This is a genomic window from Microbacterium sp. KKR3/1 (genome assembly GCF_021272365.1).
GTDB classification, from domain to species: domain Bacteria; phylum Actinomycetota; class Actinomycetes; order Actinomycetales; family Microbacteriaceae; genus Microbacterium; species Microbacterium aurugineum.
The window spans coordinates 308,855-334,372 of the sequence record NZ_JAJSDW010000001.1 but is presented as its reverse complement, the minus strand read 5'-3'; the positions used below and the strand labels follow the sequence as shown (position 1 = coordinate 334,372).

The window sequence follows — 25,518 nt, the reverse complement described above, 5'->3', positions numbered from 1 at the left end:
TGCAGGCGCATTCCGACGAAGTTCTCCCCGAACGGACTCAGGCGCGGCCGGGCTTGTCCTCATCGCCGGAGGGACGGGAGGCGAGATAGCGCTCCAGTTCCGCAGCCAGTTCGTCGGCGCTGGGAAGATCGCGCTCGCTGAACCCGCCCTCGTCGTACGAGTCGTCGTCGGGGTTCCGACCCGCCATGTACGCGTCGTATCGGCGCTCGAGGTTATGGACCATCTGCTGGAGCTCATCGTTCCCGGCGACCTGTTCGTCGACACGGGCCACGTAGTCTTCGCGACGCTCCTGCACCTCGTCCAGCATCAGCACGAGCCCCGTCGAGGCCATCAGACGCTCGGCGGCGGCGATCACCGCATCCGGGTTCTCCGTCTCGGCGAGGTAATGCGGCACCAGCAGCACGAAACCGACGGCGCGGTCGCCGCGCTCGACGAAACGGAACTCGAGCAGGTGCCCTGCCGTCGCCGGCACCTGGGTGCGCGGACGCCAGACGGAGTGCGCGACGGTGAGCTCCCGACGATTGCCGCTGACCGTCGTACCGATGGGACGCGTGTGCGGAACCGGCATGGCGATCGAATGGACCCAGTGGAACCCGGAGACCTCGAACTCCGCAGCCAGCGCGAGGACGGTGTCCGCGAAGCGGTTCCAGGCGAAGTCAGGCTCGTAGCCGGCGAGGAGCAGGAAAGGACGACCGAGCGCGTCCGTCGCGAGCGACAGCTCGAGTCGCGATGGCTTGAACTCGGTGAGATGGTCCTGATCGAAAGAGATCACCGGCCGCCGCGCGCGGTAGTCGAGAAGGGCATCGTTGTCGAAGACCACGACGGGCTCAGGAGAGGCTGTCTCACGCAGGTGCTCGATGAGCCCGGAGACTGCACTCCCCGCGTCGGTGAAGCCGGTGAGAAGCAGCACCAGTGGCAGGCCGTGCGGCACGGTCGGCGCATTCGCGACGCGTTCGTGGATCTCTCCGGAGAAGGGCATGTGTCCATGCTACGAGCAGGTCCCGGTGCCGGGCCCCGAGCCGTCTCGCTGAGAGCGAACACACCCACCCGGCGCGCGACTCCCCGCACCGGCGGAGATCCTAGGATGGAGGCATGACGCTTCCCGTGCTCTCGCACACCACCGCTCAGTTCCCCGGAAGCGCTGCCGATGCCGCAGTGCTCGTCGTCGCCGCTCTCCCCGAGTCGGCGGAATCACTGGCCGGTTATCCCGGCCTCGCGGATGCCTTGGCCGGTGTCGGATTCACCGGCTCCGCCGGATCCTTCACCCGCGTGTATGCCCCCGAGGTGACCTCCCTGCCGTTCGCCGTCGTCGGCGCCGGCAGCACGCCGGATGCCGCGACGGTGCGCAATGCGGCCGGAACGGCGCTGCGCACGCTGACCGGCTTCGAGCACGTCGCGGTCGCCCTCGCCGACGGGCTCGAGGGCTTCGCCCCGGCAGCCGCAGAGGGCGCTGTGCTCGGTGGACACAAGTTCGACGGCTACCGCACCGAGAAGGGCAAGACGCGCGCCGGTGAGATCACTCTGCACGCCGCGCTCGACGATGAAGACGTCGCGCACGCCCAGGTCATCGGCGAGGCGGTCGCGCTCATCAAGGACCTCGTGAACGTGCCCGCCGAGTGGCAGAGCCCCGCGCAGCTCGCTCAGAGCGCGGCTGACAGCGTCGCCGACCTCGATGTCACGGTCGAGATCTTCGACGAGAAGGCCCTCGCCGAGCAGGGCTTCGGCGGCATCCTGGGCGTGGGACAGGGCTCCGACCGGCCGCCGCGTCTCGTTCGCCTCGAGTACTCCCCCGCCGACGCTGTGCGACACATCGCGCTCGTCGGCAAGGGCATCACGTTCGACACCGGGGGCTTGTCCCTGAAGCCCGCGGCCTCGATGGTCGGCATGAAGTTCGACATGGCGGGCGCCGCGACGTCCCTCGCCGCGATCCGGGCGATCGCCGCACTCGGCCTGCCCGTCCACGTCACCGCGTGGCTCTGCATCACCGACAACATGCCCTCGGGTCGTGCGTTGCGCCCTGGCGACGTCATCCGCATCCTCGACGGCACCACGGTGGAGGTCCAGAACACCGACGCCGAGGGACGGCTCGTCCTCGCAGACGGCCTCGTGGCCGCGAGCCGCGAGAATCCGGACGTCATCATCGATGTGGCGACCCTCACGGGCGCCATCGTCGCCGCACTCGGCCACCGGCACACCGGAGTCTTCGGCGACGTCGAGACGGTCTCGTCCTTCATCTCGGCAACCGCCCAGGTCGACGAGCCCGCCTGGCACATGCCGCTGCCGGACTACATGGAGGAGTCGCTCGAGTCCCCCATCGCCGACCTGCAGAACGCGAACATGAGCGACCGGATGGGCGGCGCCTCCTATGCAGGCCTGTTCCTGCGGCGCTTCGTCGGGCGCACCTCGGACGCTGAGGACGCCCCCCGCATCCCCTGGGTGCACCTCGACATCGCGGGATCCGGCGAACATGCCGGCGCCCCGTACGGCTTCACGGAGAAGGGCCCCACCGGAGCGATGGTCCGATCGATCGTCGCCTTCGCCGAAGCATCCCACAAGGAGGCATGACCTATGACAACCCACACCTTCGACATCGTCGTCCTGGGCGGCGGAAGCGGCGGATACGCCGCGGCGTTGCGCGCGAGTGAACTCGGCAAGTCCGTCGCGCTGATCGAGAAGGACAAGGTCGGTGGGACCTGCCTGCACCGCGGGTGCATCCCCACCAAGGCCCTGCTGCACGCGGCAGAGGTCGCCGAGCACGTACGCGATGCCGCTTCCGTCGGCGTGACCGCCACACTGGAAGGCGTCGACCCGGCAGGAGTCCGTACGTACCGCGAGGGGATCGTCGCCAAGAAGTTCAAGGGCCTCGAGGGACTCGTCAAGGCTCGCGGCATCACCACGGTCGCCGGACTCGGTCGTCTGAACCCGGACCGCAGCGTGAGTGTCGGCGACGACGTCTACGTGGGCGCGGATGTCGTGCTCGCGACCGGATCGTACAGCCGATCGCTCCCTGGCCTCGAGATCGGCGGACGCGTCCTCACGAGCGAGCAGGCCCTCGCCCTCGACGTCATCCCGGAGCGGGTCCTCATCCTCGGTGGTGGCGTGATCGGAGTCGAGTTCGCCAGCGTGTGGCGTTCGTTCGGCTCGGAGGTCACGATCATCGAAGCGCTCCCCCATCTCGTCCCGAACGAGGACATCGCCCTCAGCAAAGGACTGGAGAGGGCGTTCCGCCGACGTGGCATCCAGTACTCCCTCGGCACCCGCTTCCAGAGCGCGGTTCAAGACGATTCCTCCGTCACCGTCACGCTTGAAGACGGCAAGGAGTTCACCGCCGACTACCTGCTCGTCGCCGTCGGGCGTGGTCCGGTGACCGCCGATCTCGGCTTCGAGGAGGCGGGCGTCACGCTCGATCGTGGCTTCGTGATCGTCGACGAAAACCTGCGCACCGGCGTTCCGGGGCTCTGGGCCGTCGGCGACATCGTCCCCGGCCTCCAGCTCGCGCATCGCGGATTCCAGCAGGGCATCGCCGTCGCCGAACGGATCGCGGGTCTCTCGCCGGTGAACATCCCCGATGCGCAGATCCCCAAGGTCACTTACTCGAGTCCTGAGGTCGCCTCGGTCGGCGTGACCGAAGAGGCGGCCGCAGCCGAACACGGCGCGGACGCGATTGTCGCCTACGAATACAACCTCGCGGGGAACGGCAAGAGCGAGATCATCGGAACCGGTGGTCTCGTGAAGGTCGTCCGCCTCAAGGACGGCCCCGTCATCGGTGTGCACCTGCTCGGCGACCGCGTCGGCGAGCTCATCACCGAGGGGCAGCTCGCCGTCGCCTGGGAAGCGCACCCGGAGGACATCGCGCCTCTCATCCACGCGCACCCGACCCAGAGCGAGGCACTCGGCGAGGCGTTCCTCGCCCTTGCCGGCAAGCCCCTGCACGCCCTCTGAGCACCAACCGGTGCCCGAGTCACTAAGCTAGACAAGCGTCATACAACTTCCTGAAGGAGACTCAGTCATGAGCACATCCGTCGTCCTCCCCGCTCTCGGCGAGAGCGTCACAGAGGGTACGGTCACCCGCTGGCTCAAGCAGGTGGGAGACACCGTGCAGGCGGACGAGGGCCTGCTCGAGATCTCGACCGACAAGGTCGACACCGAGATCCCCTCCCCTGTCACCGGTGTGATCGAGGAGATCCTCGTGGCCGAGGATGAGACCGTCGAGGTCGGTGCCCTCCTGGCCCGCATCGGCGACGGCAGCAGTGCCGCTCCGACCCAGGACGCCCCGGCCGCTGCCGCCCCGGCTGCCGAAGAGGCTCCTGCCGAAGCCGCACCCGAGGCATCCGCGCCGGCTGAGCAGGCGGCACCCGCACCTGCGGCGGAGACGCCCGCCCCGGCCGCTGAGTCCGCGCCGTCGGCGTCCGCAGGCGAAGCGACCGACATCGTGCTTCCGGAACTGGGCGAGAGCGTCACCGAGGGCACCGTCACCCGCTGGCTGAAGCAGGTGGGTGACGAGGTCGCCGTCGACGAGGCTCTTCTGGAGATCTCCACCGACAAGGTCGACACCGAGATCCCCTCGCCGGTCGCCGGCGTTCTCCAGGAGATCGTTGCCGGAGAAGACGAGACCGTCGCCGTCGGCGCCGTGCTCGCCCGCGTCGGTTCGGGTGCCGCTCCGGCATCCGCCGCCGAGCCGGAAGCGCCCGCTGCGGAGGCACCCGCCGCGGAGGCACCCGCCGCTACTCCGGCCCCCGCCACCGAAGCGCCGGCTGCTGCTCCGGCACCGGCTGCTGCTCCCGCACCGGCTGCGGCTCCGGCTGCTCCCGCACCGGCCGCTACTCCGGCACCCGCCGCCGCTCCCGCTGCACCGAAGCTCACGCTGCCGACCGAGAGCGACAACCTCTACGTGACGCCCCTCGTGCGCCGTCTGGCCTCGCAGCAGGGAGTCGATCTCGCCTCCGTCCAGGGAACCGGCGTGGGGGGTCGTATCCGCAAGGAAGACGTCCTCAAGGCCGCTGAGACCGCGTCCGCTGCCCCCGCCGCAGCCAGCGCTCCCGCCCCGGCGCCGCTCGAGGTCTCCCCGCTGCGCGGCACCACCCAGCCGATGTCGCGTCTGCGGAAGGTCCTCGCCAAGCGTGCGGTCGAGTCGATGCAGCAGACCGCTCAGCTGACGACGGTCGTCGAGGTCGATGTCACGGCTCTGGCCGAGTACCGCGACAGTGTCAAGGCGTCCTTCCTCGAGAAGACGGGCGACAAGCTCTCCTTCTTGCCGTTCTTCGCGCTGGCGACCGCCGAGGCCCTCCAGGCCTTCCCGATCATCAACGCCACGGTCGACGGCGAGAACATCGTGTACCCCGAAAGCGAGAACGTGTCGATCGCGGTCGACACCGAGCGCGGACTGCTCACCCCCGTGCTGCGCGACGCCGCCTCGAAGAACATCGCGCAGATCGCTCATGAGATCGCCGATCTCGCCGCCCGGACCCGCGACAACAAGCTGAAGCCCGACGAGCTCGCCGGTGGAACGTTCACGCTGACCAACACGGGTTCCCGTGGTGCCCTGTTCGACACTCCGGTGGTCTTCCTCCCGCAGTCGGCGATCCTGGGCACCGGAACGGTCGTGAAGCGCCCCGGTCTCGTGAAGGTCGGCGGTGCGGATGCCATCGCTGTCCGGTCGTACGTGTATCTCGCACTCTCCTACGACCACCGGATCATCGACGGTGCCGACGCTGCCCGCTTCCTGGGCGCCGTCAAGGCACGCCTCGAGTCGGCGCAGTTCGCCGCTCAGCTCGGCGCCTGACCCGAGAGTTCACCCTGGCTGGTCCGCGACGTCATACACGTCGCGGACCAGCCATTTCTCTTGCATGCGGAGAAGCACCATGATGAGACGCCCTGCCGTGTCCGCGGCATCCGTCTCTCCGTCCACGGCGACACGAACGACGGCGATGTCCCCGTACTCATCCACCAACTCGAATCTCGGTGTTCCGTCCGTCGCCGCGTCGAGGGCATCCAGGACCCTGGTCGCCCCCTCCGCCACGGCGTCCTCGCAGGACACGTCGCCCTGAACCCGACAGTCCGCGATGACACGGAGCAACGCCGCTGCCGCCGCGGCAGGGTCGTCTTCTGCGGGAGTGACCTCGTCCGGCTCCGGCGACACCCCGTCGGGGTCCGGCGACCCGGCGCGTCGACGGGAATCCTGCGTCGCCTCGGAGTCCGCCCCGGCCTCGGTCGACGCTGCAATGGAAGGTTCCGGGGAAGTCGCACCGCCCTCCACATCCGCAGCCTCCACATCCGCTGCCTCTCCGGACACGCCCCCGCTGGGCCACAGCAGCCCGACGGCCAGCACCGCCGCGGCAGCCGCACCCGCGATGAGCAAAGCACGCCGCCGCGACACATCGGCGCTCCCGGAGCCCGCACTCTCCGTCGCTCGCGTGGGCCCGTTCCGGCGGGCGGACACCGTCCATTCCCGCACCGTTGTGCCGAGCACCCGCACGAGGGCGCCCGCCGCCCGTACCCGGTCCGCGATGTCCCTGTCGCCCCGCGGGCGGAGGAGCGCCCTCCTCCCGCGACGACCACGCAGGCCCACTGCGGATCGAGAAGCCTCCCCGCGTCGCGGTGACACGCGAAGGTCGTGCGACGTGACCGCGCGCGCGACCTCCCGCGCGCGCTCCGGAGCATGCGGCGCGCGATCGAGGGGTTGCGGAGCAGCGACGCCCAGCAACTCCTGCTCCCACTGTGCCAGCAGCTTGACCGGGAGGCGCGGCTGCGCTGCCGCCTTCTCCAGCCCTCGCCCGACGCTGTCGAGCACCCGCTTCACCACCTTGTCGGGGCAGTGCTCCTGCAGCCGCTCGAGGATGACGCCGATGCCCTCCCGCGCATCCCCTCCCTGGCCGAAGACGAAGACCGGGCGGCCGCCGTCGGTCACCCACCATTCCCCGCTGCGGGCCTCCCCGGGGTCCTCCCCGACCTCGTGGAGACCGCGCAACAGGCTTATGACGAGAGTGCTGCACTCCCCGGGTGTCAGCACCGTGCCCGCAGCCGTGCGACGGACCAGGAACCCCAGCACCCGGTCCGTGCACCACGGCAGCAGTACGTCATGCCCTCCCCTCCGCCGCACCACATCGAGAGGCGCAGCGACATGCTCCGCCCCGGCGTGGCGCCACCCCACCCAGCCGCTGAGTGTCGCTGCATCGACACGCATTGCCACCCCCTCCCCAGAGGTGACGAGCGCACCGGCGAAGGGCCCCTCCGCGCCGTCGAGTGTCCGAACCACCCGGTGCGCCCCGGGAAGGAGCACCTCGCCCCGTCGGGCACCCGCTTCGATCTCCGCCATTGCTCCATCAGAGCGCACCGAGCGCGCTCGACGGGCTGTTCGGAGGCATTGTGAATAGACTCCGAGGGTTTCCACGCATGTGCAGAAGAGGTGCGTTCGCCTCCGCTTCGCGCGAACGCCGACATCAGGAGGGTCGAGGACTCGGTAGGCTGGTCCTCATGGCAAAGCGTGCTTCTGAACCCGAAAAGCGTCCTGGGTTCTTCTCCCAGATCAAGTCCCTCTTCCGGTTCACCCGCGAGGCCTACTCGTGGCTTCCCTGGGCACAGCTCGCCATCCTCATCGGCGGCGTCCTCCTCGGCCTCGTCGCCGGCTATCTGATCCCGCCCTTCCAGGTCTGGACCCTCATCCTCTGGGGCATCACCGGCCTGATGCTGGGTATCCTCGGCGCCCTGTTCCTCATGACGCGCCTGTCGACGTCGGCCATGTACGCGAAGATCGACGGCATGCCCGGCGCCACCGGCCACGTGCTCAGCACCAGCCTCGGCCGCAAGTGGCAGGCCTCGGAGACACCGGTCGGCATCAACCCGAAGACGCAGGAAGCCGTCTACCGCACGATCGGCCGTGGTGGCATCGTCGTCGTGGGCGAGGGCGCGCGTGGCCGACTCACCCGCCTGGTCAACGAGGAGCGCAGCAAGGCCCAGCGCGTCGCACACGGCGTCCCGATCACGGTGATCTATGTCGGACACGGCGAAGACGAGGTCGCGATCGCCGACCTCGCGAAGACGATCAAGAAGATCCCCAAGGCGATCGACAAGGCCACCATGGCTGCCGTCATCCGCCGCGTGGAATCCGTGTCGCAGTCGTTGTCCTCGCTGCCGATTCCCAAGGGGATCGACCCCACGAAGGTGCGCTCCCAGCGCCCGCGGTGATCTGACACCCGCACGAACAACGCGGCCGTCCTCTTTCGAGGGCGGCCGCGTTCTCGCTCACTCCGAGAGCGGCTGGCGTGGCAGGCGGCGAACCTTCGCGCGACGACGACGCCGCTCGGGGACCATCGAACGCATCTCGTCGAGCTTGCCGAAGCAGAACAGCCTGTCGTCCGCTTCCAGCACGACGTGCTTGCGAGGATTGGGAATCACGCTGACGCCGCGGTGGAGCGTGAGGACCGTGATGTCGCGCTCCCAGAGCCCTGCCTCGCCGAGAGTCTTCCCGACCAGGTCGACGGCGCCGTGCACCATGAGCTCGGCGACGCCGTAGCCCGTCGAGACGGTCAGACGCTGGCGGACATCGATCTCGGGGAAAGCGACCTGCCCGGCGATGTAGTCGATGATCGCACCGGCGACGTCGAGCTTCGTCGCGGACTCGATCCCCTGAAGCCCCGGCGAGGAGTTGACCTCCATGACCAGCGGGCCGTCATCGCCCTCGAGCATGTCGACACCCGCCACCCGCAGACCCATGATCTGGGCGGACCGCACGGCCGCACGCTCGTAGACGGGGTCCAGTTCGATCGCCTCGACCGATCCGCCGCGGTGCACGTTCGAGCGGAACTCGTCGCCGGCCGCGGATCGACGCATCGCCGCGACCACTCGATCGCCGACCACCAACGCCCGGATGTCGCGGCCACGGCTCTCGGAGATGAACTTCTGGATCAGGACGTTCTGCTTGGTGGAGTGGAGCGTCTCGATGATCGCCTCAGCCACCTTGACCTGCGGAGCGAGGATGACACCGATCCCCTGCGTTCCCTCCAAGAGCTTGATCACGACGGGAGCACCACCGACCCGCTCGATCGCCGGTCGCACGTCGGCGCGGTTGCGCACGAACGCGGTCGGCGGCATCGCGATGTTGTGCCGTGACAGGATCTGGTTCGCCCGCAATTTGTCGCGGGCACTCGAGATCCCGTTGGCGGTGTTCGGCGTGTAGACGTCCATCTGCTCGAACTGCCGCACCACGGCGGTGCCGAAATACGTGATCGAGTTACCGATGCGCGGCAAGATGGCGTCGTAGTCACTCAATTGGCGACCGCGGTAGTGGAGATCGGGTTCATCGGCAGTCAGATCGATCGCGAAACGCAGGGTGTTCAACACCTTCACGTTGTGTCCGCGCTGAAGCGCCGCGGCGCGCAGTCGCTGAGTGGAGTACGCCTGCGGCGCGCGGGAGAGCACTGCGATCTTCACGGGGGATTTTTCCTGCCAGGATGTATCAGGTGAGTAGGTCTACCCCCCATTCAAACACCCTTACGGGGTGGCGAGAATGGGTGAGCCTGCCCGATCTCGGAGTGGACTGGATCAAGGCCAAGATCGACACGGGCGCGCGCACCTCGTCGTTGCACGCCTTCGACATCGTGGAGTTCGCACAGGACGGCGAGACCTGGGTCCGCTTCAAGGTCAAGCCCTGGCAGGACAGCCAGGAGGATGCCGTGGTCGTGGAGTGCCCGGTGCACGACCGTCGGGCCGTACGAAGCTCCTCAGGGCACGCGCAGGAGCGTCTCGTGGTGGAGCTGCTGATCCGTCTCGTGGACCGCGAAGTGCTCGCGGAGGTGACGCTGAGCAACCGCGACGAGATGGGGTTCCGCATGCTCATCGGACGCGAGGCCCTTCGACAGGGTTTCTCCGTCGATCCGGCGCGATCGTTCCTCGGCGGCCGCGCGCCCCGCGAAGCGCGACGTCGCAACCGCGGCAAAGTCTGAGCGCTCGACTCCGGCGCGGATCACGTCTCAGGCGCGGATGAGGATCGTCCCGATGGCCTTGTCGTGGAGCCCGCGCTGGTCGCTGTCCCAGATCACTGCGGGGACGACGACGATGAGCAGCAGTGTCCGCACCACAGGACGCCACAGACCGATCCAGCCGCCGTCTCGACGCACCAGACGCATTCCGAGGATGCGGTGGCCCGGGCTGCCGCCCGCCGTCGGGATGAAGAGGATCTGAAGCACCGCGAACACGAGCATCGGCGCGAACTGGGTGAGCCCGGCCTCCGTGGGGAGCGCGAACTGGTCGTATCCAAGAAAGCCCGTCGCGATGATCGTCGCCGCGGCGTAGTCGATCAGAAGAGCGCCGATGCGCCGACCGGGGCGGGCGATGCTCCCGGTACCCGACTCCGGGAGTCCGAGTCGCTCACCGGGGTACGTGTTCACAGCATCCGTCACTCCCCCAGCCTACCGAGCCCGAAAAGTCGCGGTGACGACCTCACGCCTGTAACACGCCCGAAACAAAGCGGATACCGTAGAGAAATCCCCCGTCCGTACTCTGCAGAGTGGCCGTGAAGCCATCGATCCGCATTACAGGAGTCGTACATGTTCAAAGATTCGTCCGAAGTACTGACCTACATCAAGGAGAACGACGTCAAGTTCCTTGACATCCGCTTCACCGATCTCCCGGGTGTTCAGCAGCACTTCAACATTCCTGCATCGACGGTCGACGAGGCTTTCTTCACCGACGGCCAGCTGTTCGACGGTTCCTCGATCCGCGGCTTCGCGAGCATCCACGAGTCGGACATGCAGCTCATCCCCGACGTCACGACGGCGTACGTCGACCCGTTCCGCGAGGCGAGCACGCTCGTCATGCTCTTCGACATCTACAACCCGCGCACCGGCGAGATCTACTCGAAGGACCCGCGTCAGGTCGCCAAGAAGGCCGAGAAGTACCTGGCCTCGACCGGCATCGCCGACACCGCCTTCTTCGCCCCCGAGGCGGAGTTCTACATCTTCGACGACGTCCGCTACTCGGTCACCGCCGGCGAGAGCTTCTACAAGGTCGACTCCGAGGAGGCCGCGTGGAACACCGGCCGTGAGGAAGAGGGCGGCAACCTCGCCAACAAGACCCCGTACAAGGGCGGCTACTTCCCGGTGAGCCCTGTCGACAAGACCGCCGACCTGCGTGACGACATCACCCTCAAGCTCATCGAGTCCGGGTTCACGCTCGAGCGTTCGCACCACGAGGTGGGAACCGCCGGTCAGCAGGAGATCAACTACCGCTTCGACACGATGGTCCACGCGGCGGACGACATCCTCAAGTTCAAGTACATCGTCAAGAACACCGCTCAGGAGTGGGGCAAGGTCGCGACCTTCATGCCGAAGCCCCTCTACGGCGACAACGGCTCGGGTATGCACACGCACCAGTCGCTGTGGAACGACGGCGAGCCGCTGTTCTACGACGAGGCCGGCTACGGTCAGCTCAGCGACATCGCGCGCTGGTACATCGGCGGCATCCTGGCACACGCGCCGGCGCTGCTCGCGTTCACCAACCCGACCCTGAACAGCTACCACCGTCTGGTCAAGGGCTTCGAGGCTCCGGTCAACCTGGTCTACTCGGCCGGCAACCGTTCCGCCGCGATCCGCATCCCGATCACCGGCTCCAACCCGAAGGCCAAGCGCATCGAGTTCCGCGCCCCCGACGCCTCCGGCAACCCTTACCTCGCCTTCGCCGCACAGCTGATGGCGGGCCTCGACGGCATCAAGAACCGCATCGAGCCGCACGAGCCCGTCGACAAGGACCTCTACGAGCTCCCGCCCGAGGAGGCCAAGGACATCCCGCAGGTCCCGAACTCCCTGCTCGACTCGCTCGACGCGCTGGCGGCCGACCACCAGTTCCTCCTCGAGGGCGGCGTGTTCACCAAGGAGCTCATCGAGACTTGGATCTCCTACAAGTACGAGAACGAGATCCTGCCGATGGCACAGCGCCCGCACCCGTTCGAGTACGAGCTGTACTTCGGGGTCTGACCGCCCCGCAACGGCACGGAGAGGCCCCACAACCGCGTCTGCGGCTGTGGGGCCTCTCTGCGTCTCCGAAACCCGCCGCTCCCTGCGCCGTGGCGCGCTTGACCGCGTGGCATCCGGGTGATCAACTTGTGAGTCTGAGCGTCGACCGGGGGAACCATGCGCCGTAGAAGAATGACCGTGAAGACCGAGCTGCACGCGCCGGCGGAAGACACCGCGACCCAGCGATCGAACGCCGTCACCGCGTATGCGCGCACGAACCCGTTCAAGTTCGGTCTGCTCGGTGCACTCGGTGTGCTCGTGGCCCTGGCCATCGGTGGCGTCATCGGTCAGCTCGCCACGGTGCTCGTGTACATCGGTGTGGCGATCTTCCTCGCGCTCGGCCTCGACCCGATCGTCACCTTCATCGAACGGAAGCTCCCCCGACCGGCAGCGGTCACGATCGTCGTCGCGGGCGTGATCCTCGCTTTCGCGGGCATCATCCTCGCCATCATCCCGCTCCTCGTCGAGCAGATCAGCAACCTGATCAAGGACGGCCCGCAGATGGTCGAGGACTTCATGGCCAGCGCCTGGTACAAGGACGTCAGCGGCCAGTTCGGCTCCACCATCACGGACGCCGTCCAGGGCGTTCTCGACTTCGTCCAGGACCCGGACAACTTCCTCGACATCGGAGGTGGTGTCTTCGCCGTCGGAGCGGGCATCGCGGGCGGGGTGACCGGCGTCACGATCGTCCTGATCCTGACCCTGTACTTCATGGCTTCGCTGCGGAGCATGAAGCACGTTGCCGCCCGCTTCGTGCCGGCCTACCAGCGCGACACCTTCAGCGGACTCCTCGAAGACGTCTCCGGCGCCGTCGGCCGCTATGTGATCGGCCAAGCGAGCCTGGCGCTCATCAACGGCATCCTGAGCCTGATCTTCCTCAGCATCATCGGCGCTCCCGTTCCTGCGCTGCTCGCCCTGATCGCCTTCATCGGGTCCCTGATCCCCTTGGTGGGAACGCTGACCGCGTCGATCATCAACTCGTTGATCTGCCTCTTCGCGTCACCTCTGACCGCCCTGATCGCGATCATCTACTACCTGGTCTATATGCAGATCGAGGCATACGTGCTCTCCCCCCGCATCATGAGCAGAGCCGTTGCGGTGCCGGGAGCGCTCGTGGTGATCGCCGCCGTGGCCGGTGGAACGCTGGGCGGCATCCTCGGCGCGCTCGTCGCGATCCCGGTCGCCGCGAGCATCATCATCATCGTGCAGAAGGTGACGTTCCCTGCGCAGGACCGGAAGATCGTTCCCCCGGCGACGTCGCACTGATCGGACTCCGCCGCCGTTCGCGGAAGCGGAGTCCCTACCGGACGAGCAGAGCGCCGGGCTCCACGCGCACCTCGAAGGCGGAGACCTCCCCCATCTCCTCACCATCGATCTCGAACATGAGCGGCGTCGCCAACTCGACGTCGATGCGCTCGACGGGAAGGTGGCGCGTGGAATCCGTGCTGACGGCTTCGTCGGTGGCGCCGAACAGACGTCGGATGCCGTTGTCCCAGACGAAGGACCGCAGGGTGTCGAGCCACTGCAGCGCCCCGTCCGCACTGACCATGAGCACATCGAGCTTGCCGTCGTCGAGCACGGCGTCCGGCAGCAGTCTGATCCCGCCCTGCACCATCCCACAGTTGCCGATCAGCATGGTGTGCCCGCGCAGGGCGACCGCCTTCTCCCCGTCGATGGCGAGAGTGATCTCGGTCATCTCGGTGCCGGCGAGGGCGCGGCCCATCGCTTCGACATAGGCGAGCCATCCAGCCTTCGACTTGAGGTCGTCGTCGGTCTCGACCAACATCTGCGCGTCGATACCGAAGCCGACCATCACGGCGAACGCATGCTCGGTTCCGTCATACGACACCCATCCCAGGTCGATGCGACGTGCCTCGGCATCACGGATGCGTTCCAGCGCGGCGGTCACATCGTTCAGCGGGACCTCGAGGTTGCGAGCGAGAAGGTTACCCGTCCCCTGCGGCACGATCCCGAGCGCCGTCTCCGAGCCTGCCAGCGCCTCTGCGACCGCGCGGACGGTGCCGTCGCCGCCGACCGCGATCACCAGGTCCCTGGCGTCGTCACGCGCCTCTCGAGCCATGCCGCGACCGGGGTCCTCCGGAGTCGTCTCCCACCAACGGACGTCATACGAATCGTCGAAGACGCCGGCTACCGCATCGTGCAGATCCGCCTGCTCGACCTTCGAAGGATTCCAGACGATGCCGATGCGCGCGTGAGTCATATCGTCAGCTTGGGACACGCGCCCCGATACTGCAAACTCGCGGCGCGGATTCAGCCGTAGAACAGGTCCTCGAAGGTCTTGCGTGCACGCCGTGTGACACCCAGGTAGTCCTCCTCGAGCTCGGTCGCCGACCGGTCGGGATAGCCCAGAAGGCGACCGATGGCATCCAGCTGTCGTCGATCCACCGGAAGCAGATCGCTCGTCTTGCCCGTCAGGAGGGTGATCGCCGAGCGGAGCCTGCTCGACAGTCGCCACGCCTCGCGCAGCCGCTCGGCGTCGTCTTCGGTCACGAGCCCCGCTTCGACGGCGGCATCGAGCGCGCCCAACGTCGAGGTCGTGCGCAGACCGGGAATCGCATGAGCGTGCTGGAGCTGCAGCATCTGCACCAGCCATTCGACGTCGCTGAGCGTTCCGGGGCCGAGCTTCAGATGCCGCCTGGGGTCCGCGCCCTGCGGCAATCGCTCGCCCTCGACCCTGGCCTTGATGCGCTTGATCTCGCGCGTGCTCTGGAGGTCGACCGCCTCGGGATAACGGATCGTGTCCGCCAGCGCGGTGAACTTCTCGATCAGCTTCGTGCTCCCGGCCACGCCTCGTGCGCGCAGCAGCGCCTGCGCCTCCCACGACAACGACCAGCGACGGTAGTACTCGGTGTACGCCTCGATGGATCGAACGACGGGACCGTTGCGCCCCTCCGGACGGAGATCGGCATCGAGGTCGAGCGGGAGCCTGTGGTCGGTGACGTGCTCGCGGAGTCCGGCGACGATCTGCGTGGCGAGCTTCTGCGCGCGCTGCGGGTCTACGCCGTTCGCGTCGTACACGTAGAGGATGTCGGCATCCGAACCGAAACCGAGTTCGGCTCCCCCGAAACGTCCCATCGCGATGACGGCGAAGTCCAGATCCTCGTCCTCTGCGGGGACCACCTCGCGGAGCACGGCGCGCAGGGCGGCCTGGATGGTCGCCTCGGTGATGTCCGTGAGCGCCGTCGCCACCTCTTCGATGGTGAGTACTCCGAGAACCGCCCCCATCGCCGTACGGAGGAGCTCCCGGCGACGCAGCGCGCGCACGGCACGCAGGGCGTCGCCGATGGTCTCGTGGCGCGTCTGGATCGCCCGCGCCTCCTCATCCAACGCCGCGGCTCCGCGGGGGCGCAGCCGTCCGGAGCTGTCCAGCCACGCGACCGACTCGGGGATCCACTCCAACAGCTCACCGATGTACCGCGAGGAGGAGAGCAAGCGTGTCAGGCTCTCGGCAGCGCCGGAGGAGTCCCGCAGCATCCGGAGGAACCAGGGAGTGTCGCCGAGGCGCTCACTGATCCGCCGGAAGGCGAGGAGGGCATAGTCGGGGTCGCTCCCGTCGGCGAACCAGCGCACCATGATGGGCATCAGATGACGCTGGATGGTGGCCTTGCGAGAGAGCCCGCTTGTGAGCGCGCCGATGTGACGGAGGGCTCCCGCGGGGTCGCGGAACCCGATCGCCGCCAGTCGGTCATGTGCCTGCGCAGCCGAGAGCGTGCGCTCCTCTTCGGGGAGTCCGGCGACCGCGCTGAGAAGCGGCCGGTAGAAAAGCCGTGTGTGGATCTCCCGCACCTCACGCCGCACGCTCTCCCAGCGGGACCAGACCGCGCCACCGCTCTCGGCCAATCCGGTGGCACGAGCGAGCACCCGCAGCCCCGCGGGGGTTCGGGGCATGAGGTGGGTCCGGCTGAGCTCGCGCAGCTGCAGACGGTGCTCCATCAGCCGCAGCACCCGGTAGTCGTCGGCGAAGGTGGCCGCGTCCGCCCGCCCGATGTATCCGCCGGCGACCAATGCATCGAGGCTCTCGAGCGTGCCGCGCGTACACAGCGTCTCGTCGGTGAGGCCATGGACGAGCTGCAGCAGCTGGACCGTGAACTCGATGTCCCGGAGTCCGCCGGCGCCGAGCTTGAGCTGATAGGGCACGTCTTCGGGGTCGATGTACTCCATCACCCGCTCACGCATCCGCTGGACGCTCTCGACGAAGTCCTGCCTGGCCGCGCTCGACCAGATCTTCGGTTGCACGGCGGCGATGTACTCCGCACCGAGCTCGGGGTCCCCTGCGAGGGGGCGCGCTTTGAGCAGGGCCTGGAACTCCCAGCTCTTGGCCCAGCGATCGTAGTACGCCAGATGGGAGGCGACGGAACGGACCAGTGCTCCTTGCTTGCCCTCCGGTCGGAGCGCGGCGTCCACCTCCCACAGCGGCGGCTCGATCTCGATGCCGCTCAGATTCCGCATGGTCTCGCGTGCGAGCCGGGTGGCGATGTCCATCGCCTTCGCTTCGCTCACGACGTCTTCGTCTCTGGTGCCGCCGACGAAGATCACGTCCACGTCACTGACGTAGTTCAGTTCCCTGGCACCGGCTTTGCCCATACCGATGACGGCGAGGCGCGTGGCGGCGACCTCGTCCGTGCTCAACGACTCCTGGAGCCGTGTCCTGGCGACGGCGAGCGACGCTTCGAGTGCGGCGCCGGCGAGATCGGCGAGTGCGGCCGACACCTCCGCGACGATGGTCGCGGGCGACGGGTGCGTGAGGTCGTACGCCGCGATGGCGGCGAGGCTGCGACGATACGCGACCCTGAGCGCGACCACGGCGTCGTCGTCACCCGTCTGCGCGAATCCGTCACGCGCCCCCACCGACGCGAGCAGGCGCTCCTGCAGCTCCCGCGAGGTCGACAGACCGCTGATCGAGCCTTCGAGGACCGAGAGCTGCTCGGGGTGACGGAGGAAGAAGTCAGCGAGCCCTTCCGACGCACCGAACACGCGCCACACCTGTCGACGGGTCACCTCGTCGTCGAGCAGCGCCCGCAGCGGTCCCGCATCCCGGCGCGCCACTCGGAGGAGCCCGCGCACGGCGGCGTCGGGGTCCGCGGCGTCGTCTGCTTCGAGCAGCACGCCGTGCGGTCGGTCGAGGATCTCGGCGAGTTCCGTGAGGGAAGCCGCGGCCTCGCTCAGTTCCGCGAAGCCGAGCCGGGCCAGCGCCGAGAGCGAGACGGAGTCGTCCGGACGGACCATGCGCGACTCAGAGCAGCTCGAGGTTGTTCTTCAGCTCCAGTGGGGTGACCTGCCCCCGGTACGCCTCCCACTCCTTGCGCTTGTTGAGCAGCACGTAGTTGAAGACCTGCTCGCCGAGCGTCTCGGCGACGAGCTCCGACTCCTCCATGTACTCGAGGGCGTGGTCGAGGCTCGCCGGCAGAGCCGAGTAGCCCAGCGCACGTCGCTCGGCGTCGCTGAGCGCCCACACGTTGTCCTCAGCCTCGGGCGGGAGCTCGTAGCCCTCTTCGATGCCCTTCAGCCCGGCAGCGAGCATGAGCGCGTAGGCGAGGTACGGGTTCGCCGCGGAATCGAGCGCACGGTACTCGACTCGTGACGACTGCCCCTTGTTCGGCTTGTACATGGGCACCCGCACGAGCGCAGAGCGGTTGTTGTGTCCCCAGGTGATGAAGCTCGGGGCTTCGTCGCCGCCCCAGAGCCGCTTGTAGGAGTTGACGAACTGGTTCGTGACCGCGGAGATCTCGTTGGCGTGCTTCAGCAGGCCCGCGATGAAGTGGCGCCCGGTCTTGGAGAGCTGGTACTTGGCGCCCTCTTCGTAGAAGGCGTTCTGGTCGCCTTCGAAGAGCGACATGTGGGTGTGCATCCCACTGCCCGGCTGCCCGCTGAGCGGCTTCGGCATGAACGTCGCGTAGACGCCCTGCTCGATCGCTACCTCTTTGATCACGGTGCGGAAGGTCATCACGTTGTCGGCCGTCGTCAGCGCATCGGCGTACCGCAGGTCGATCTCGTTCTGTCCGGGACCGCCCTCATGGTGGCTGAACTCGACGGAGATGCCGAGGTCTTCCAGCATGCGCACCGAACGGCGGCGGAAGTCGTGCGCCGTGCCACCGGGGACGTTGTCGAAGTAGCCGGCCGAGTCCACGGGGACGGGCCCCTCGGGCCCGAACGACGACGACTTGAGCAGGTAGAACTCGATCTCGGGGTGCGTGTAGAAGGTGAAGCCCGCGTCCGCGGCCTTCGCGAGCGTGCGCTTGAGCACATGCCGCGGGTCGGCGACGGCCGGCTGACCGTCGGGCGTCGTCAGGTCGCAGAACATGCGCGCCGTCGGATCGATCTCGCCGCGCCACGGCAGCGTCTGGAACGTGGTCGGATCAGGCTGGGCCAGCAGGTCGGACTCCTGCGTACGGGTCAGTCCTTCGATGGCGGAGCCGTCGAAGCCGATCCCCTCCGCGAACGCGCCCTCGACCTCGGCCGGGGCGATCGCCACCGACTTGAGCGTGCCGATGACGTCCGTGAACCACAGGCGCACGAACTTGACGCCGCGCTCTTCGATCGTCCGCAGGACGAAGTCCCTCTGCTTGTCCATTGCTACTCCGTGCCCTGGCCCTTTGTGTCGCCCTTGACGTCCCAGCCCTGCTCGACGGCCTCTTCCTCCGCCCAGGCGCGGGAACGCTCGCGGAGCACCTCGGGCGCGCGGCGGGCTTCCGCTTCCGTGTCGAACGGACCGATGCGATCGATGGAGGGCGAGATCATCCCGAACTCGACCTCGCCGGTCTCCGAGTTGTACCAGTACTTGTGGTCACCGTCAGTCATGGCTGCCCCTTCTTCACGTGATGTCATCGATCCTACTGGCGTGCACGGCGGTCGCTAAGCTATCCCCCATGGCAAAAGCGATCGGCGTCGACATCGGCGGCACGGGAATCAAAGCGGGAATCGTCGACCTCGAGCACGGTGTCATGGCATCCGATCGGGTGCGGGTCCCCACTCCGGCGGGCGCATCGCCGCAGGACGTGCTCGTGGCCGTGCAGACGGTCCTGAAGACCCTCGACGTGCATGAGTCCACGCTTCCGCTCGGTGTGGCGTTCCCGGCGATCGTGAAGCGGGGCAAGACGCTCTCCGCCGCCAACGTGTCCAAAGAATGGATCGACTTCGACGCGGAGCGGTTCTTCCGCGACGGACTCGGCCGCAACATCGTGTTCGTGAACGACGCGGACGCCGCTGGCGTCGCCGAAGCCCGCCACGGCGCGGCCAGGGATGTGCGTGGCTTCACCCTGCTCACGACACTCGGAACAGGCATCGGTTCCGCTTTCCTCTACGACGGCATCCTGTTGCCGAACACCGAGCTCGGACACCTCAACTTCCGTGAGTACGAGTCGGTCGAGACCTACGCCGCGACGTCGGCGCGCGAACGCGAAGGCCTCACCTGGGCCGAGTGGGCGGAGCGCCTCCAGGCCTTCTACTCGCATATCGAGTTCCTGTTCAGCCCCGACCTGTTCGTGGTCGGCGGTGGCGTGTCGAAGAACGCCGGCGACTTCCTCCCGCTGCTCGACCTGAAGACGCCGATCGTCCCGGCGATCCACCGGAACAACTCGGGCATCATCGGTGCGGCGTCTCTGGCCGGCGACTGATCCCGTCCCTCCAGACACAGTGAAGGCTCCGACGACGCGGTCGTCGGAGCCTTCATCCGTCCCGCGCGCCCTCAGGCGCTGGATGTCAGGCCGTGGAGCATCTTCTGGATCTGCTGCTGCACCTGCGCATCCTCGACATCGAACATCGCGTAGCTGATCCCGGCCGACTGGAGAGGTCGGTTCGGATACTTCTGATAACTGGGAAGAACGCTCAGCAGTCGCGCTGCCATCTGCGGTGCCTGCCACGTCTTCTCCGCGAAACTCGTCATGAAGATGTCGTACCGCTCCTGCGGATCCTGCCAGAGATCGAAGAGCTCGGGCACGATCGCCGTGTAGGACGAAGGCCCGCGCCACTGATCCCGGACATTCCAGATCGCCTTCCACTTACCGACACGCACGGCTCCGGGGATCATCTCGGTCTCCGTCATGTAGAGCCAGTGGTCTCGCGTGGAGCCGCCCTCGCCCTTCAGAAGCGTCGATTGGTCGTAACTGTCGAAGATCGTCGGCTCCCCTTCGCGATCCTCCGTGGGGAGGTCCACTCCCGCCAGACTCGCGAACGTCGCCATCAGGTCGAGCGATCCGACGATCTCCGAGTTGCGACGACCGGCTTCGATGGTTCCGGGCCACCAGGCGATCGCGGGGACCCGACTGCCGCCCTCGTAGTCCGTGCCCTTGGTCCCGCGGTACGGCGTGTATCCGCAGTCCGGGTACACGTCCTGCCAGGCACCGTTGTCGGTGGTCCACACGACGAGGGTGTCTTCGGCGATCCCGAGTTCGCGGATCTTGTCGATGACGGCCCCCACGCGGTGATCGAGCTCGACGAGTGAGTCGAGGAACTTCGACTTACCCAGCGAGGCCCCCTCGAAGTCCGGGTGCGGGATGTTGGGCTGGTGGAGCTTGGCGGTGTTCAGGTAGAGGAAGAACGGCTCATCGGCATTCGCATGGGCTTCGATGTAGTCGATCGCGCGATCCGTCGACTTCTCGTCGATGAACGGGATGTTCTCGGAACTCAGCTTCTCCACCTCGGTCGGCTCCTCACCAGCCTTCCCGTCGAGCGCTCCGATGACGTTGCCCCACATCTTCATGGTCGCCTCGTCGTCGAACGGGAAGTCGGGGTTGAACGCCTTGTCGGTGTAGGTGTACGCGTTCAGGTGATAGAGAGTCGTGTTGTACATCTCGTCGAAGCCGTGGGCTGTGGGCATCGCGTAGTCCGCTTCACCCAGGTGCCATTTCCCGATGTGGCACGTGGCGTAGTCGGCCTTCTTCAGCACGCTCGCCAACGTCCACTCCGGGGCCGGCAGCCCTCCCCCGTCTCCGGGGAACGCGACCGTCGTCATCCCGCTGCGGATCGGGAGGCGGCCCGTCAGAGCGGCAGCGCGTCCGGGCGTGCAGCTCGGCTGTCCGTAGAAGGACATGAACTGCAGTCCCTCTGCGGCGAGTCGGTCGAGGTTCGGCGTCGGAGCACCGCGGTTCTCGCCGCCTCCGTAGCATCCGAGGTCGCCCCACCCGACGTCATCGGACATGAAAAGAATGATGTTGGGCTTCTTCGCCATGAGCTCTCCTCCGTCGTTTCGTGCGTGATGGAGGCGAACGTAGCAAGCGGCTCCTCGTGCGGGAACCGCCGCTCACCCTTTCGGGAGGAGACGATCGGTACAAGCGGTGCGAATGGGCCGACCTGTACGCCGGGTTCTGTTCCGGGGTTCTTCGCCCCTTCGACGGTCATCTCTCTCGGCGACACGTTGCCGTGGCACTCTAGCGGTCTACCCGAGGACTCGGCGAGCCGCGTCAACATCCTCTGTCTGACCTTGCTCCGGACGAGGTTTACCTGGCGGGCCATGTCACCATGTCCCCCGGTGGTCTCTTACACCACCCTTTCACCCTTACCCCTTGCGGGGCGGTCTACTCTCTGTGGCACTTTCTCGCGGATTGCTCCGGGTGGGTGTTACCCACCGCCCTGCCCTGTGGAGCCCGGACGTTCCTCGGTGCGGTTCCCCGCAACGCGACCGTCCAGTCGACCCATTCGCATACCCAGTCTACTTTCTCCCCGCGCACGCTCCCGCTACTTGTCGGCAGACTCGGCGATGCGCAGATCGAGGGGCACATCGATCGGGAAAGAGCCGAAGAGACGGGTGGTGGCGACGGACGCGGCTTCCCGGACCGCATCAGCCGCGGTCTCCGCATGCTCCTGCGGGACGTGCAGGATCACCTCGTCGTGCAGGAAGAAGGCGAGGTGCGGCACCCGCGCGAACGGACCCGAGGCCGCGGCCGCCGTGGAAACCTCCGGGATCAGCTGCAGGCGATGACGAATCTCGGCGAGCCAGATGAGCGACCATTCCGCAGCGGTTCCCTGCACCACGAAGTTGCGCGTGAAGCGTCCCCAATCGCGTGCCCTGCGTCGGGCGAGCGCCACCACCGCCGGCTCGGCATCGGCCCCCGTCGCATCCGACTGCAGACGCATCCACTCCGTCGACGGCCGCGGCGACGAACGGCCGAGCCACGTGGACACGATTCCTCCGTCCTCACCGGTGCGTGCCGCCGCGTCGACCAACGCCATCGCGCGCGGGTACACCTTGCGCAGGCGCGGCACCAGCCGTCCGCTGTCTCCCGTCGTGGCGCCGTACATCGCTCCCAGCACCGCGTACTTCGCCTCCTCCCGCGTCGCGACCGCACCGGAGTCGACGACGCCGGCGTAGAGGTCGCTCCCCCGCGCCGCGAGCGCCATCGCCTCGTCCGAAGCCATCGCGGCGAGCATGCGGGGCTCCAGCTGCGCCACGTCGGCGACGACGAGGGTCCATCCGGGATCGGCCCGCACCGCAGGACGAAGGCTGCGAGGCAGCTGCAGCGCTCCCCCGCCGGCCGACGCCCATCGTCCGGTGACCACGCCCCCGGGGATGTACACCGGACGGAACCGCCCGTCATGCACCCACTCGGCGAGCCAGGCCCAGCCATTGGCGCTCAGGAGCCGGGACAACTTCTTGTACGCGAGCAGCGGTTCGACGACCGGATGATCGTGTTCAGCGAGCTCCCACCGGCTCGTGGACTCGACCTGCACCCCCACGCGGTGCAACGCGCGGAGCAGCTTCTGCTGGCTGTCGAGGTGAAGTGATGCGTCCCCCAAGAGGTCTCGCACGCGATCACCGAGCTCGACCATCCGGCTCGGCACGCCTCCGGCGACGGGACGGGTGCCCAGGGTCTCGGTCAGGATCGCATCGTGCACGTCCTCATCCCAGGGCAGGCCCGCGACCCGCATCTCCTCCGCGATGAGACCGCCCGCCGACTCCGCGGCACACAGCAGAGTGAGGCGTCCGTCCGGCGCGGCAGCGATCACCCGACGTTGCGCACGATATTGATCGAGCGTCGAGGCGATCGGATCGTCGCCTCGCTCATCGTCGAACACATCGAACAGCGAGGGCACCGCCACGGTGGGCTCGCGACGCTCCCATTCCGGGGAGGATGGCAGCGGAGTCTCGACCGAGGACGTGTCCCGGAGGATCGCGTGACAGAGCACCAGATCATGACTGCGCGCGATCCGTACCCCGTCGGCGAGGAGAAGCGCGTACGTCTCCACGGCCGAACGCATGATCCATCGCGGAGCGTCGGCGGCCTCGATGGACTGCACCCACGTCGCGAGATCGTCTGAGCGCAGTGGCGTGCGGTTCTGCTCTTCGTCGTCGGCATCGAGCTCGATGGCGACGTGGTCCTGCGGCCCCACCGAGATCAGCGCGATCCGCCGTTCGACGCCCGACGCCGGCACCGTCATGAGCGGTGCGTGCGGGCGCCGCTCATGCGAGCCCGGACTCCTCGGTACGAACCAGGATGCAGCCGCACTCGGGGCACGACACGACGAGGTCGTCCGCCGCACGACGGATGTCGTTCAGGTCGGTGCTGGGGAGCAGGATGCGGCAGCCTTCACAGGTTCCCCGGGTGAGCAACGCCGCGCCCGCACTGTTCGCTGCGCGGCGCGAGTACTCGGCGAGCAACTGCGGCGGCACGCTCTCGGCGACAGCCGCACGGTCGCGGGCGAGCTGACTCCCCAGATCGGTCGCCGCCGCGACGTCGGCCTTCGCCTGGGCCGTGAGCGACGTGCCTTCCGCCGTGGTCGTCTCCAGCAGCGCCTGCTGCGCTGCGACGGAGGCCTCCGCCTCTTCGAGTCGTCCCATCACATCGAGCTGCGCGTCTTCGAGATCGCTCTGCCGCTTGGCGAGGCTCGCCAGTTCGTGCTCGAGGGCCTGTGCGTCCTTCGGGTTCGTGGCCGTGGCGAGGCGCTCGGCGTCGCGGTTCCGACGCGCCGCGACGACCGCGACGTCGGATTCGAGCCGTGTCAGTTCGGTGCGAACGTCATCGCGGGCACCGGTGAGAGCGGTCAGCTCACGGAGCTGTTCCTGACGGATGGCGACGAGTTCGGTGATCCGGCCCGCCTGACTCGGCTTCGTTCGTGCACGCTCTGCCTGCGCGATGCGCCGATCCAGGTCGGCGATGTCGAGCAGGGTGCGCTGGTTCTCGGGGCTGGCGTTCACGCTCTCAAATCTAGTCGCTACAGCGACATCCGCCCATCAGCGGACATCTCCGTCGACGTAGAGCCACTGTCGGTCCTCGCGCACGAAGCGGCTGCGCTCGTGCAAGGAACCGCGCTCCGCACCCTGGCGCCAGAAGGCCTCGAACTCCACGACGCCCTCCCGATCGAACGGACCACCCGCCCCTCGATCCAGGACGATCAGACGCCGCCAGTGCAGCTCCGGGTCGAACTCGATGGCCTGGGGCTTCGTCGTCGGGTGCCAGGTCCGCAACAGATGCGCGGCATCGCCGAGGCGGAACGCGGTGTAGCGGGAGCGCATGAGACGCTCCGCGGTCGGGGCCGGTGCGCCTCGCAGCAACGGTGCGCAGCACCGCCCGAACACGTCTCCGGAGGAGCATGGGCACCGCGACGACTCGACAGCCGAAGCGTCATCCAGCGCCGTGTCCGCGTCCTTTGTCATCCCTCCAGCGTACGCTCGGGAGAAACGCCCAGAAGGAGAATCGTGACCACTCGACCCGTCGTCCCCTCGTTCACCGCGCACAACGGCTTCGCCCTTCCGGCCATCGGCCTCGGCACCTATCGACTGAACGGCGATCACGGAGCGGATGCCGTCGCCGGGGGCATCGGGGCGGGCTACCGGCTCATCGACACGGCTTTCAACTACGAGAATGAGGGCTCGGTCGGACGAGGAGTCGCCGCCGCAGCGGTGGATCGCTCGGAGATCGTCGTCACGACGAAGCTCCCCGGCCGCCACCACCCGTCCGAGAGAGCGCGCGACAGCATCGAGGAGAGCCGCTCGCGCCTGGGACTCGACGTGACGGACCTGCACCTCATCCACTGGCCGAACCCCAGTCAGGACGAGTACGTCCAGGCGTGGGCCGCTCTGGTCGATGCACAGTCCCGTGGCGTCGTGCGGCAGATCGGCGTCTCGAACTTCCTCCCTGAACATGTGGAGCGCATCGAAGCCGAGACCGGTGTCCGTCCGGTCGTCAACCAGATCGAGGTGCACCCCTACTTCCCCCAGGAGGAGCAACTCGCGTACCACCGGGAGAAGGGCATCCTCACGGAAGCCTGGAGCCCCCTCGGTCGCGCGAAGGCGCTGCTCGACGAGGCGGTGATCCGCGAGGTCGCCGCGGCGCACGCGATCTCTCCCGCGCAGACCGTGCTCGCCTGGCACGTGGCACGAGGGACGGTGTCGATTCCGAAGGCCTCGACACTGGAGCACCAGGTCGCGAACCTCGCCGCCGCAGAAGTCGTGCTCGACGAAAGCGAGGTCACGGCCATCACCGCGCTCGGACGCCCGGACGGACGACTGTTCGACGCGGATCCCCGGACGCACGAGGAGTCCTGACCCGGTATA

At 67.7% G+C, this 25,518-nt stretch carries 21 protein-coding genes and 1 other RNA gene; 9 read left to right on the top strand and 13 right to left on the bottom strand.

Annotated features, from left to right (window positions below):
• Positions 1–37: 37 nt before the first annotated feature.
• Positions 38–979 carry a proteasome assembly chaperone family protein gene (locus tag LVJ59_RS01635; RefSeq protein WP_131491133.1) on the bottom strand — a complete coding sequence of 314 codons (942 nt, stop codon included), beginning with the start codon at positions 977–979 and terminating at the stop codon, positions 38–40.
• A 113-nt stretch (positions 980–1,092) separates the two neighbouring features.
• Between LVJ59_RS01635 and LVJ59_RS01630 the strand changes: the two genes are divergently transcribed.
• The 3 genes from LVJ59_RS01630 (at position 1,093) to sucB (ending at position 5,782) form a co-directional block, all read left to right on the top strand.
• Positions 1,093–2,565 (top strand): leucyl aminopeptidase, encoded by a 1,473-nt coding sequence (locus tag LVJ59_RS01630; RefSeq protein ID WP_232761778.1) that lies wholly within the window; start codon positions 1,093–1,095, stop codon positions 2,563–2,565.
• Between the two features lie 3 nt (positions 2,566–2,568).
• Positions 2,569–3,942, top strand: coding sequence for a dihydrolipoyl dehydrogenase (lpdA, locus tag LVJ59_RS01625; protein ID WP_232761777.1), 1,374 nt, complete (start codon positions 2,569–2,571; stop codon positions 3,940–3,942).
• Positions 3,943–4,009: 67 nt separating this feature from the next.
• Entirely contained in the window at positions 4,010–5,782 is a 1,773-nt protein-coding gene (gene sucB / locus LVJ59_RS01620) for a 2-oxoglutarate dehydrogenase, E2 component, dihydrolipoamide succinyltransferase (RefSeq protein ID WP_232761776.1), read from the top strand.
• A gap of 9 nt (positions 5,783–5,791) precedes the next feature.
• Here sucB and LVJ59_RS01615 read toward each other — a convergent pair whose 3' ends face one another.
• Positions 5,792–7,315: a hypothetical protein gene (locus LVJ59_RS01615; protein ID WP_232761775.1), complete on the bottom strand. Its 1,524-nt coding sequence runs from the start codon at positions 7,313–7,315 to the stop codon at positions 5,792–5,794.
• A gap of 158 nt (positions 7,316–7,473) precedes the next feature.
• Here LVJ59_RS01615 and LVJ59_RS01610 point away from each other — a divergent pair, with 158 nt between their 5' ends.
• Complete coding sequence (locus LVJ59_RS01610; protein ID WP_047520099.1) at positions 7,474–8,184, top strand: DUF4191 domain-containing protein; 711 nt, start codon at positions 7,474–7,476, stop codon at positions 8,182–8,184.
• A 57-nt stretch (positions 8,185–8,241) separates the two neighbouring features.
• Here the strand turns inward: LVJ59_RS01610 and LVJ59_RS01605 are convergent, their stop codons facing one another.
• On the bottom strand, positions 8,242–9,429 hold the full coding sequence (locus LVJ59_RS01605; RefSeq protein WP_047520097.1) for a RimK family alpha-L-glutamate ligase: 1,188 nt from the start codon (positions 9,427–9,429) through the stop codon (positions 8,242–8,244).
• 20 nt (positions 9,430–9,449) lie between these two features.
• Here LVJ59_RS01605 and LVJ59_RS01600 point away from each other — a divergent pair, with 20 nt between their 5' ends.
• Positions 9,450–9,941: an ATP-dependent zinc protease gene (locus tag LVJ59_RS01600; protein ID WP_232761774.1), complete on the top strand. Its 492-nt coding sequence runs from the start codon at positions 9,450–9,452 to the stop codon at positions 9,939–9,941.
• A 27-nt stretch (positions 9,942–9,968) separates the two neighbouring features.
• Here LVJ59_RS01600 and LVJ59_RS01595 read toward each other — a convergent pair whose 3' ends face one another.
• Positions 9,969–10,397, bottom strand: coding sequence for an RDD family protein (locus tag LVJ59_RS01595; RefSeq protein ID WP_047520095.1), 429 nt, complete (start codon positions 10,395–10,397; stop codon positions 9,969–9,971).
• Positions 10,398–10,544: 147 nt separating this feature from the next.
• On the opposite strand from LVJ59_RS01595, the gene glnA (LVJ59_RS01590) reads away from it, so the two are divergent.
• Together glnA (LVJ59_RS01590) and LVJ59_RS01585 are read left to right on the top strand one after the other, a co-directional pair.
• The gene (glnA, locus tag LVJ59_RS01590; RefSeq protein ID WP_226533076.1) at positions 10,545–11,969 is read left to right on the top strand and encodes a type I glutamate--ammonia ligase; all 1,425 of its coding nucleotides are present in this window, start codon (positions 10,545–10,547) and stop codon (positions 11,967–11,969) included.
• Positions 11,970–12,140: 171 nt separating this feature from the next.
• Complete coding sequence (locus tag LVJ59_RS01585) at positions 12,141–13,274, top strand: AI-2E family transporter (protein WP_232761773.1); 1,134 nt, start codon at positions 12,141–12,143, stop codon at positions 13,272–13,274.
• A 34-nt stretch (positions 13,275–13,308) separates the two neighbouring features.
• On the opposite strand, the gene LVJ59_RS01580 is transcribed toward LVJ59_RS01585, so the two are convergent.
• From LVJ59_RS01580 to LVJ59_RS01565, 4 genes are read right to left on the bottom strand one after another with little or no spacing between them, the layout of a single operon-like run.
• Entirely contained in the window at positions 13,309–14,229 is a 921-nt protein-coding gene (locus LVJ59_RS01580) for a diacylglycerol kinase family protein (protein WP_052193282.1), read from the bottom strand.
• 50 nt (positions 14,230–14,279) lie between these two features.
• A complete protein-coding gene (locus tag LVJ59_RS01575; protein WP_232761772.1) occupies positions 14,280–17,255 on the bottom strand; it encodes a bifunctional [glutamine synthetase] adenylyltransferase/[glutamine synthetase]-adenylyl-L-tyrosine phosphorylase in 2,976 nt (991 codons plus the stop codon).
• A gap of 7 nt (positions 17,256–17,262) precedes the next feature.
• Positions 17,263–18,600 carry a type I glutamate--ammonia ligase gene (glnA, locus tag LVJ59_RS01570; RefSeq protein WP_047520084.1) on the bottom strand — a complete coding sequence of 446 codons (1,338 nt, stop codon included), beginning with the start codon at positions 18,598–18,600 and terminating at the stop codon, positions 17,263–17,265.
• Between the two features lie 2 nt (positions 18,601–18,602).
• Positions 18,603–18,827 carry a hypothetical protein gene (locus LVJ59_RS01565; RefSeq protein ID WP_047520082.1) on the bottom strand — a complete coding sequence of 75 codons (225 nt, stop codon included), beginning with the start codon at positions 18,825–18,827 and terminating at the stop codon, positions 18,603–18,605.
• 68 nt (positions 18,828–18,895) lie between these two features.
• On the opposite strand from LVJ59_RS01565, the gene ppgK reads away from it, so the two are divergent.
• On the top strand, positions 18,896–19,642 hold the full coding sequence (ppgK, locus tag LVJ59_RS01560) for a polyphosphate--glucose phosphotransferase (protein ID WP_047520080.1): 747 nt from the start codon (positions 18,896–18,898) through the stop codon (positions 19,640–19,642).
• Between the two features lie 71 nt (positions 19,643–19,713).
• Here ppgK and LVJ59_RS01555 read toward each other — a convergent pair whose 3' ends face one another.
• The 5 genes from LVJ59_RS01555 to LVJ59_RS01535 all read right to left on the bottom strand — a co-directional run bounded on the left by LVJ59_RS01555 (position 19,714) and on the right by LVJ59_RS01535 (position 24,618).
• On the bottom strand, positions 19,714–21,195 hold the full coding sequence (locus LVJ59_RS01555; RefSeq protein ID WP_232761771.1) for an arylsulfatase: 1,482 nt from the start codon (positions 21,193–21,195) through the stop codon (positions 19,714–19,716).
• A gap of 109 nt (positions 21,196–21,304) precedes the next feature.
• Positions 21,305–21,661: RNase P RNA component class A (gene rnpB, locus LVJ59_RS01550), an RNA gene on the bottom strand.
• A 40-nt stretch (positions 21,662–21,701) separates the two neighbouring features.
• A complete protein-coding gene (locus LVJ59_RS01545) occupies positions 21,702–23,402 on the bottom strand; it encodes a bifunctional 3'-5' exonuclease/DNA polymerase (protein WP_232761770.1) in 1,701 nt (566 codons plus the stop codon).
• Between the two features lie 22 nt (positions 23,403–23,424).
• Positions 23,425–24,159: a zinc ribbon domain-containing protein gene (locus tag LVJ59_RS01540; RefSeq protein ID WP_047520074.1), complete on the bottom strand. Its 735-nt coding sequence runs from the start codon at positions 24,157–24,159 to the stop codon at positions 23,425–23,427.
• 36 nt (positions 24,160–24,195) lie between these two features.
• Complete coding sequence (locus LVJ59_RS01535; RefSeq protein WP_232761769.1) at positions 24,196–24,618, bottom strand: YchJ family protein; 423 nt, start codon at positions 24,616–24,618, stop codon at positions 24,196–24,198.
• 42 nt (positions 24,619–24,660) lie between these two features.
• Here LVJ59_RS01535 and LVJ59_RS01530 point away from each other — a divergent pair, with 42 nt between their 5' ends.
• On the top strand, positions 24,661–25,509 hold the full coding sequence (locus tag LVJ59_RS01530; protein ID WP_232761768.1) for an aldo/keto reductase: 849 nt from the start codon (positions 24,661–24,663) through the stop codon (positions 25,507–25,509).
• The last annotated feature ends 9 nt before the right edge of the window (positions 25,510–25,518 follow it).

What these genes read in the sequence shown, in the direction of transcription:
- LVJ59_RS01635 (WP_131491133.1), bottom strand. Translation starts at nt 979, where the DNA reads ATGCCCTTCTCCGGAGAGATCCACGAACGCGTCGCGAATGCGCCGACC.
- LVJ59_RS01630 (WP_232761778.1), top strand. Translation starts at nt 1,093, where the DNA reads ATGACGCTTCCCGTGCTCTCGCACACCACCGCTCAGTTCCCCGGAAGC.
- lpdA (WP_232761777.1), top strand. Translation starts at nt 2,569, where the DNA reads ATGACAACCCACACCTTCGACATCGTCGTCCTGGGCGGCGGAAGCGGC.
- sucB (WP_232761776.1), top strand. Translation starts at nt 4,010, where the DNA reads ATGAGCACATCCGTCGTCCTCCCCGCTCTCGGCGAGAGCGTCACAGAG.
- LVJ59_RS01615 (WP_232761775.1), bottom strand. Translation starts at nt 7,315, where the DNA reads ATGGCGGAGATCGAAGCGGGTGCCCGACGGGGCGAGGTGCTCCTTCCC.
- LVJ59_RS01610 (WP_047520099.1), top strand. Translation starts at nt 7,474, where the DNA reads ATGGCAAAGCGTGCTTCTGAACCCGAAAAGCGTCCTGGGTTCTTCTCC.
- LVJ59_RS01600 (WP_232761774.1), top strand. Translation starts at nt 9,450, where the DNA reads ATGTATCAGGTGAGTAGGTCTACCCCCCATTCAAACACCCTTACGGGG.
- glnA (WP_226533076.1), top strand. Translation starts at nt 10,545, where the DNA reads ATGTTCAAAGATTCGTCCGAAGTACTGACCTACATCAAGGAGAACGAC.
- LVJ59_RS01585 (WP_232761773.1), top strand. Translation starts at nt 12,141, where the DNA reads ATGACCGTGAAGACCGAGCTGCACGCGCCGGCGGAAGACACCGCGACC.
- LVJ59_RS01580 (WP_052193282.1), bottom strand. Translation starts at nt 14,229, where the DNA reads ATGACTCACGCGCGCATCGGCATCGTCTGGAATCCTTCGAAGGTCGAG.
- LVJ59_RS01575 (WP_232761772.1), bottom strand. Translation starts at nt 17,255, where the DNA reads ATGGTCCGTCCGGACGACTCCGTCTCGCTCTCGGCGCTGGCCCGGCTC.
- glnA (WP_047520084.1), bottom strand. Translation starts at nt 18,600, where the DNA reads ATGGACAAGCAGAGGGACTTCGTCCTGCGGACGATCGAAGAGCGCGGC.
- LVJ59_RS01565 (WP_047520082.1), bottom strand. Translation starts at nt 18,827, where the DNA reads ATGACTGACGGTGACCACAAGTACTGGTACAACTCGGAGACCGGCGAG.
- ppgK (WP_047520080.1), top strand. Translation starts at nt 18,896, where the DNA reads ATGGCAAAAGCGATCGGCGTCGACATCGGCGGCACGGGAATCAAAGCG.
- LVJ59_RS01555 (WP_232761771.1), bottom strand. Translation starts at nt 21,195, where the DNA reads ATGGCGAAGAAGCCCAACATCATTCTTTTCATGTCCGATGACGTCGGG.
- LVJ59_RS01545 (WP_232761770.1), bottom strand. Translation starts at nt 23,402, where the DNA reads ATGACGGTGCCGGCGTCGGGCGTCGAACGGCGGATCGCGCTGATCTCG.
- LVJ59_RS01535 (WP_232761769.1), bottom strand. Translation starts at nt 24,618, where the DNA reads ATGACAAAGGACGCGGACACGGCGCTGGATGACGCTTCGGCTGTCGAG.